Source organism: Chryseobacterium sp. VD8, from assembly GCF_037149975.1.
Classification (GTDB): Bacteria; Bacteroidota; Bacteroidia; order Flavobacteriales; family Weeksellaceae; genus Chryseobacterium; species Chryseobacterium indicum.
On the sequence record NZ_JBBCQL010000315.1, the window covers coordinates 1 to 4,000 of the forward strand.

The following is a 4,000-nucleotide window of genomic DNA, read 5'->3' on the forward strand; positions in this document are numbered from 1 at the left end:
AAAGCGGATAAAGTAGAACTGCTGGAAAAATTTGCACTTTCGTGGATCAATCTCGCCATTATGCAGGGGTACGGAAGAGATATGTCTTTTAAGATTTTGAAAAGATAATTTATAAAAAGGGCTGAAGTTTAAATTTCAGCCCTTTTGTTTATCTTTTCATTCCGCTATACATTCCGTTTCTTGTAAACGTTGAGTTTTTATCAATTTCAAAACAAACCATTGTGCAGGTTTCATCTACAGATAAAATTTTGGACATATTATCAAGAATGACGCTGTCGCCTTGTTGCAGAGAAGTTTCATTTACATTCAGTTTTCCGTCGAAAATATAAATAAAATATACAGAGTTTTCAAAATATGAATCGGGTAATCTGATGCCGTTTTTTTCCGCTTCCATATCATACACCAAAATATTGCTTTTGATTTCAAGCGATGCATTACTGCCTTTTACGCCTGCTACGAGCCGCCATTCATTCTTGCTTAATTTTCCGGCATTGGCAAACTGTACCTGTGGCAGATCGTCTTCGTTCTCAGGTCTTATAAAAATCTGCAAAAGCCGTACATCTTCTGTAAACCTCTCAGCAGGAATACTTTCTTCGTGATAAATACCGCTTCCTGCATTCATCAGCATTAAATTCTCCGGTGTTACTGCGATTTCCTTACCCGTGCTGTCTTTGTGGAGCATTGTACCGCTTCGCATCAGCGTAAGTATTTCGTCATTTCTGTGAGGATGCATCCCTACAAATGCGCCCGGTTTAAGATGAGCATCATCAAATCTGCCTAAATTATAAAATCCAAGATCATGATCAGCCGTATTTCTTCCGGGAATTACAATATTAATATGAAAATCCCCGCGTCCGGCTTTTTGTCTTTCAGAAGCTTTATTTATTGTGAACATAAAAAAGTTATTTTAAAAAAAATAAATGAATCCTTAAATTGAGGACCCATTTATTCTTAATTTATGCCATAGAAGGTAAAACATCAGAAAACAAGATTCCTAATAATTCTCCGCCTTCCGGTCTTGCCCAGTCTTCAGCAATTTCTGCCATAAGCGTATTAGTAGCTGTTAAAATAACTCCTGCTTTTGCCATTCTCTGCTGGCTTAGGTTTTCACTTAAATCAAACGGAGAACCGGATGCATCCATTACAGCCTGTACATTAAAACCTTCTTCAACAGCACTGATAGCCGGATAAACAAGACAGACATCCGTTGTTACTCCTGCCATAATTAAATTTTTCTTTCCAGTTGCCAAGACTGCATCCCGAAAGTCTGTATGCTCCCAACAGTTTACAATTCCTTCTCTTTTTATTCTTTTTTCGAATGCCTCAGGAAGAATTTCTGCTAATGCGGGCATTAAAGGTCCTTGTGCGGCATATTCCTGACTGCTTGTAAATATAACAGGAATATTCAGAACTTTTGCCATTTTTGCCAAAGCCAGTGTTTTCTTTTCAACTTCTTTCAGAGGAATATTTTTGATGAGTTTCATTGTTCCCACTTGGTGATCTATAAGCAATAAAGCTGTGTTGTCTGATGTGAATTTTGTTGTATTCATTTGTTTTGTTATTTTAAATATGTATTGCAAAATTAAAATGCTTACTATACTTTTGCAATAAGTGTATAAAATGTATATTAGTATACTTTAATATAGTTATTTAAGTAATAGGCAATGCAAGAGAAAATAGAAATTCAGCCGGTAATGGATGCACTGGAAGTTATTGGCGGAAAATGGAAGTTTCCCATTTTATATAGCTTATGCAGCGGAAAAAAGAGATTTAAAGACTTATTGGGAGATATCGGAAAGATTACGCCCAAAATGCTTAGTCTTGAACTAAAAGATTTGGAAATAAACGGACTGATAACCAGAACTGCTATTGCAACTGTTCCGGTGACGGTAGAATATGAAATGACGGAATACGGTCTTACATTAAAACCCGTATTGGTTCATATTCAGGATTGGGGCAAAAAACACCGCGAGAAAATTATTAATGAAAGCAGGAATGCAAAATAAGGGCTTCAAAAATTAATTGTCTATCTTTGCAAAATGGAAAAACTCACTTTTGCAGATTTTGACCTTCCGGTTAAAATTCTTGATGTTTTAGCAGATCTTAATTTATTTGAACCTACTCCTATTCAGGAAAAGAGCTTAAAACCTATACTTTCCGGACGTGATGTAATGGGAATCGCACAGACGGGAACAGGAAAAACTCTGGCGTATCTTTTACCTGTTCTTAAAACATGGAAATACAATAAATCGGGGAATCCTACGGTTTTGGTGCTTGTTCCTACGAGAGAATTGGTGGTACAGGTTGCAGAGATCGTAGAAAAACTGACGGAAAATACCACTGCAAGAGTAATCGGGATTTATGGAGGAAAAAATATCAATACCCAGAAATTGTTATTTGATAACGGATGCGATATTCTGGTAGGAACTCCCGGAAGAGTAATGGATTTGGCAATTGATAATGCCATTTCTTTAAAGGAAGTTCAGAAACTGATTATTGATGAGTTTGACGAAATGCTGAACCTAGGTTTCAGACCACAGTTGACACATATTTTCGAAATGATGAAGGAAAAAAGACAGAACATTCTTTTTTCTGCAACCATGACGGAAGCTGTTGATGAAATGCTGGATGAGTACTTTGCAAGCCCTGTCGAAATTTCACTGGCAAAATCCGGAACGCCGCTTGAAAAAATTGAGCAGACTGCCTACAAAGTAGAGAATTTCAACACTAAGATCAATCTATTGGAGTATTTGCTGAAAACCGATACCGATATGTCCAAAGTATTGATTTTCACCAATAATAAAAGAAATGCAGATCTTTTATTCACAAAAATTGATGAACTTTTTCCTGAGCAGTTTGATGTGATTCACTCCAATAAATCGCAGAATTACAGACTAAAAGCGATGAAAAGCTTTGAAAATGAAGAGATCAAAGGGTTGATTACGACAGATGTCATGGCAAGAGGTCTTGATATTTCAGATATTACGCACGTTATCAATTTTGAAACGCCGGATATTCCGGAGCAATATATTCACAGAATCGGTAGAACGGGTAGGGCGGACAAAGATGGTAAAGCCATAACTTTTGTTACCAAAAAAGAAGAAACTTTAGCTCTCGACATTGAATTATTGATGGATAAAGAACTGAAATACATCGATTTCCCGCAAGAAGTAAAAATAAATCCTAAAAAAATCGCTTCAGAGGAAGAAACGGTAATCATGAAAAATCCTGTGAAGGTTAAACTGAATGAAGGAGGAGGAGCTTTTCATGAAAAGAAAGCGAAAAATACCAAAGAAAACTGGGGCGGACCTTCTAAAAGAAAAGCACCTAAAAAATTTGGAGCCAACAGAGCGCAGCAGAAATCAATTTCTAAATCCAAAAGAAAGAAATAAAAAAACTCCCGAATTTTTCGGGAGTTTGCTTTTTTATCGGATCAGGACAAGAACTATTTTATCGTCGATTCCGTCTCCGTCTTCATCACTGTAATCTGAAACAATATGCATTTCATAATTGGTAAGCTTCAGAACTTCACTGGATTCGCCGTCTATAACGATCTGTTTATTCAGCGGGTCATAAGAATAAGAAGAAGTATCTGTTCCCAAATTTTCACAATTTCCGCTCATTCCATCATCAAAAATGTTGCTTACCATTGTATTGTTCGATTTAAAATCAAACGTACTTTTTTTGTAGCAGCTTGAAGAAGGATCATTATAAATAGTACTTCCGTTTTTTCCGGAAACTGCCATTTCTCTGGAAGGCTTCCAGACTCCTACAACAGATGCATATGCATCGTCATCATCACTTTTGCAGGCTGTGAAAAGAAAACCTGCCGAAATAGCAAGAAATAAGATTTTTTTCAAGTTTAAAAATAATTTTTAAGGATGCAAAAAAAAAAAACAAACTCTACACAAAAAAAAATCTTTAAATAAAATAATCATCTAGTTTTTTAAAACTTTTTAAAAATCGGAAGAGAAACATCTAATCTCAGCCCCAGCGAGAC

At 36.1% G+C, this 4,000-nt stretch carries 5 protein-coding genes; 2 read left to right on the forward strand and 3 right to left on the reverse strand.

The window, feature by feature from the left end:
• Nucleotides 1-148: 148 nt before the first annotated feature.
• Nucleotides 149-895, reverse strand: a complete 747-nt coding sequence (locus tag WFK35_RS21225) for a pirin family protein (protein ID WP_336734529.1) — start codon at nt 893-895, stop codon at nt 149-151.
• 61 nt (nt 896-956) lie between these two features.
• Entirely contained in the window at nt 957-1,550 is a 594-nt protein-coding gene (locus WFK35_RS21230) for an isochorismatase family protein (RefSeq protein ID WP_336734530.1), read from the reverse strand.
• 114 nt (nt 1,551-1,664) lie between these two features.
• Between WFK35_RS21230 and WFK35_RS21235 the strand changes: the two genes are divergently transcribed.
• Both WFK35_RS21235 and WFK35_RS21240 read left to right on the forward strand, forming a co-directional pair.
• A complete protein-coding gene (locus tag WFK35_RS21235; RefSeq protein ID WP_214589304.1) occupies nt 1,665-2,006 on the forward strand; it encodes a winged helix-turn-helix transcriptional regulator in 342 nt (113 codons plus the stop codon).
• 33 nt (nt 2,007-2,039) lie between these two features.
• Nucleotides 2,040-3,392 carry a DEAD/DEAH box helicase gene (locus WFK35_RS21240; RefSeq protein ID WP_336734531.1) on the forward strand — a complete coding sequence of 451 codons (1,353 nt, stop codon included), beginning with the start codon at nt 2,040-2,042 and terminating at the stop codon, nt 3,390-3,392.
• A 33-nt stretch (nt 3,393-3,425) separates the two neighbouring features.
• Here WFK35_RS21240 and WFK35_RS21245 read toward each other — a convergent pair whose 3' ends face one another.
• Entirely contained in the window at nt 3,426-3,860 is a 435-nt protein-coding gene (locus WFK35_RS21245) for a lipocalin family protein (protein ID WP_336689528.1), read from the reverse strand.
• Between the last annotated feature and the right edge of the window lie 140 nt (nt 3,861-4,000).